Genomic DNA, 4,460 nt, shown 5'->3' on the forward strand with positions numbered 1-4,460 from the left:
ATCCATAGGCTTAATCCCAACGTCAAGTGCCTAGCTGCACTCCTTTTGATGCTCTCAACGTTTTTTATCCGCAACGCACCACAACTTGCACTGCTGGTAGTAGGCGTGCTCTGCCTGCTGGCACTCGCAAAAATCCCCGTCAAACAGGTGCTTGTGTCAATCATCCCACTTGCCTGGCTGCTTATCTTCCTCTCGCTCTTCAACCTGTTACTCACGCGAGAAGGAACGGTGCTTGTTTCCTGGTCAATCTTTACCATCACTGACGTGGGAGCATGGAGCGCTTTTCTCTACCCTGTGCGCATTTTAGCTGCAATTTTGATGGGCGCACTGCTTCTGCTTACCACCACTCAGACTGATCTGGGCAATGCCTTTGAAGCAGCTTGCGCACCGCTCTCAAAAATTGGCCTTCCTGGTAAAGAAATTGCCATGATTTTCTCGCTTATGCTGCGCTTTATTCCAACACTTGCGGTCGATGCGGTGTCTATTTCCGAGGCTCAAACCGCTCGCGCAGGTTACGTTGCTTCAGGCTCGCTTCCCAAAAGATTTCGCGCAACCTTCTCCATTGTGGTGGCGCTTTTAGCAAGTTCACTCAGACACGCCAACAACCTTTCCAAGGCACTTGACGCCCGCCACTATGTAGCAGGGGCTTCTCGCACACGTTGGCATCAACCAACCTTTGGCGCTCGCGAGGTAATTGCCTTGGGCGTTACGGTCTGTTTTATCGCCCTTGTCTTTGCGCTGGCGTAAAAACTTTTAACTAAAAAATTTGTATTTTTAACGCTCTGTTACAACCCATTTTTCTTTTCTCGACAAGCGCCAATTTGTCCACCTAAGTAACGTACAATAAAGCTAGTAAAAGCGTTCAAGGCTTGCATTGAAAGGTGGCCCCATGGTCCTGCGCGTCTACGTCCAAAGAAAATCTGGTTTCGAGGGCGAGGCAAAAGCCCTGCTCAAAGAAGTGAAAGACCTTCTTGGTATTACCGAGTTACAACGCATTGACCTGCTCAACCGCTACGATGTTGAGGGAATTTCAGAGGAACTCTTTGAATCCTGCATCCCCACCGTTTTCTCCGAGCCACAGTCCGATCTTGCCAGCCGTACCATGCCAGAGTTTTCTTCTGAAGGTGCGGCTGTTCATACGTTTGCTGTTGAGTTTTTGCCTGGCCAGTTTGACCAGCGCGCAGACTCCGCAGCTGAGTGTGTGCAGCTCATCAGCCAGGGAGAGCGTCCACTTGTGCGCTCTGCTCGCCTCTATGTGCTGACCGGAAACCTCACAGAGGCAGACGTTACCGCCATCAAGAACTACCTCATCAACCCCGTTGAGGCTCGCGAGGCTTCCCTTGAGCTGCCCGAGACCCTCAAGATTTCCATTCCAGAGCCTGCAGACGTGGAGGTTCTTGAGGGCTTTAACGCCCTTGACCAGGACGGCCTCAAGGAGTTTATTGCTTCTCACGGTCTTGCTATGGACCTGGCTGACCTCACCTTCTGCCAGCAGTACTTCACCGATGAGCAGCGCGATCCTACCATCACCGAGATTCGCGTCATTGATACCTACTGGTCTGATCACTGCCGCCACACCACCTTTAACACCGGAATTACCGGTGTACAGATTGACGATGACCTGGTAAAGGCCGCGTTTGAGAAGTATCTCTCCATGCGCAAAGAGCTTGGGCGAGAAGATCGTGCCGTCTCTCTCTGGGATATGGCAACTATTGGTGCAAAGTACCTTCGCGAGAAGGGCGTCCTCACCAATCTTGATGAGTCAGAAGAAATCAACGCCTGTACCGTAAAGGTAAAGGTAGACGTTGACGGCAAAGACGAAGACTGGCTCTTCCTCTTTAAGAACGAGACTCACAACCATCCAACCGAGATTGAGCCTTTTGGTGGCGCAGCTACCTGTATTGGTGGCGCAATCCGCGACCCCCTTTCTGGCCGCAGCTACGTCTACCAGGCAATGCGCGTCACAGGCGCCGCAGATCCAACCGTTCCTGTTTCCCAGACGCTTCCTGGAAAGCTTCCTCAGCGCACCATTGTTCGCACGGCAGCTGCAGGTTATTCCAGCTACGGCAACCAGATTGGTCTTGCTACCGGCCAGGTTTCTGAACTCTATCATCCAGGCTACGTTGCAAAGCGCATGGAGATTGGTGCTGTTGTAGGCGCAACTCCTCAAAGTCACGTTCGCCGCGAGCGTCCAGAAGATGGCGACATCATCGTTCTTCTCGGCGGCCGCACTGGTCGTGACGGCATTGGCGGCGCAACCGGCTCTTCAAAGGCACACGATGCCGGCTCCATTGAGCGCGACGGTGCCGAGGTCCAGAAGGGCAACGCTCCTGTTGAGCGCAAGCTTCAGCGCCTCTTCCGCCGTGAAGACGCTTGCAAGCTCATCAAGCGCTGCAACGACTTTGGTGCAGGCGGCGTTTCTGTTGCTATTGGCGAGCTCGCCGACGGCCTTGACGTCAACCTGGATGCTGTTCCTAAGAAGTATGACGGCCTTGATGGCACTGAGCTGGCAATCTCCGAGTCTCAGGAGCGCATGGCCGTTGCGCTTGAGGCAAAAGACGTCGATCAGTTCTGCGCATATGCCCGCGAAGAAAACCTCGAGGCAACCATTGTGGCAACAGTCACCGAGGACCCGCGCCTGGTCATGCGCTGGCGCGGTCAGAAGATTGTCAACATTAGCCGTGCATTTCTCGCCTCAAACGGCGCACCTAAATCTATCACCGTGCGCCTGGCCAAACCTCTTGCCTACCAGCGCACCTGGGCAGGCACAACTCTTGGCGAGAAACTCCACTCGCTGGTACGCGATCTAAACGTTGCATCCAACAAGGGTCTCTCCGAGCGCTTTGACTCTACCATTGGCGCAGGTACCGTCCTCATGCCATTCGGTGGCGCTCGCCAGCTGACCCCTGCCCTTTCTATGGTGGCTAAGCTTCCTGTTATGGGCCAGACCAATACGGTCTCGGGCATGGCTTGGGGCTTTAACCCCTACCTCATGGAAGCCGACCAGTTCCGCGGCGCCTACCTCTCTGTTGTTGAGTCCGTTTCCAAGCTGGTTGCTACCGGCTTTAAGTACCAGGACCTCTACCTTACCTTCCAAGAATACTTTGAGAAGCTCGGCCAGAATCCTAACCGTTGGGGCAAGCCAGCCGCGGCCCTTCTTGGCGCGCTGATGGCACAGGTCAACCTTGGTCTTGCAGCTGTCGGAGGCAAGGACTCCATGTCCGGTACCTTTGAGGACCTGGACGTTCCACCAACGCTGGTTTCGTTTGCTACCGGTCTTACCAAGGTGGACAAGATTGTCTCCAACGAGTTCAAGGGTGCAGGTCACAGGCTTATCTCTATTGTCCCATCCTACGACGAGAGCGGCCTTCTCCCCGATAACGAGTCCCTGCTCACCGCATACAGGCTGGTCAACACCCTGGTCCAGTCCAAGAGTGCGCTTGCCATTACCACGCCAGGTTACGGCGGCGTGGCCGAAGCTCTCTTCAAGAGCTGCCTGGGCAACAAGCTGGGCGTTGAGCTGGTCCCAGAGATTTCTGCCGACGCGCTCTTCTCGCCAACCTACGGTGCCTTCATCGTTGAGCTGGCAGACGGCGTATCCGTTGACGACGTCGACGGCGTATGCGTGGCTCCTCTGGGCGTCACCACGTCCGAGTACGCTTTCAGCGCGTGTGGCGAGAAGATCGACCTCTCCGAGCTCCAGGAAGCATGGGAGCGCCCACTTGAGGAGGTCTTCCCCTACCGCGGAGGCTCCGACGAGGCTGTGGAGAAAATCAGCTTCGACGGCACATCCACACGACACTCCTATGCTGGTCCTGCCCTTATCGCACCCGCTCGCCCACGCGTCATCATCCCCGTATTCCCAGGTAACAACTGCGAGTACGACGTTGCGCGTGCCTTTGAGCGTGCGGGCGCTGACCCAACCACGCTGGTCATTAACAACCTAACCCCTCAGGACATTGTTAAATCCGCAAATGCGCTGGCAGAGTCCATCAAGAAGAGTCAAATTGTCATGATTCCAGGCGGTTTCTCCGGCGGAGACGAGCCAGACGGATCTGCTAAGTTCATCTGCGCGCTCTTCCGCGCACCTCAGGTAACCGAGGCTGTCCGCGAGCTTCTGCAGCAGCGCGATGGCCTTATGCTGGGCATCTGCAACGGCTTCCAGGCACTCATCAAGCTGGGCCTTGTTCCTTACGGCGATATTCGCCCTATGGACGACACCTGCCCAACACTGACGTTCAACACCATCGGCCGCCACCAGAGCCAGCTTGTTCGTACCAGCGTTGCATCCACGATGTCACCATGGCTCTCCAAGTGCACGCTTGGCGACATCCACACCATCGCAATCAGCCACGGAGAAGGTCGTTTTGTTGCCTCCGACGAGCTGCTTGAGACGCTCAAGGCCAACGGCCAGATTGCAACGCAGTACGTTGACGCAACGGGTACCCCAAGCATGGTCT

At 55.4% G+C, this 4,460-nt stretch carries 2 protein-coding genes; both read left to right on the plus strand.

The window, feature by feature from the left end:
* The coding region (locus RWJ43_RS06085; protein ID WP_314008971.1) for an energy-coupling factor transporter transmembrane component T at positions 1-747 on the plus strand (747 nt) is incomplete at its 5' end.
* Positions 748-889: 142 nt separating this feature from the next.
* Positions 890-4,460 (plus strand): phosphoribosylformylglycinamidine synthase (locus RWJ43_RS06090; RefSeq protein WP_314008973.1); only part of this gene is annotated, 3,571 nt, incomplete at its 3' end.

The sequence above is a fragment of the Lancefieldella parvula genome, assembly GCF_963530955.1.
In the GTDB taxonomy this organism is placed as follows: Bacteria; Actinomycetota; Coriobacteriia; order Coriobacteriales; family Atopobiaceae; genus Lancefieldella; species Lancefieldella parvula_A.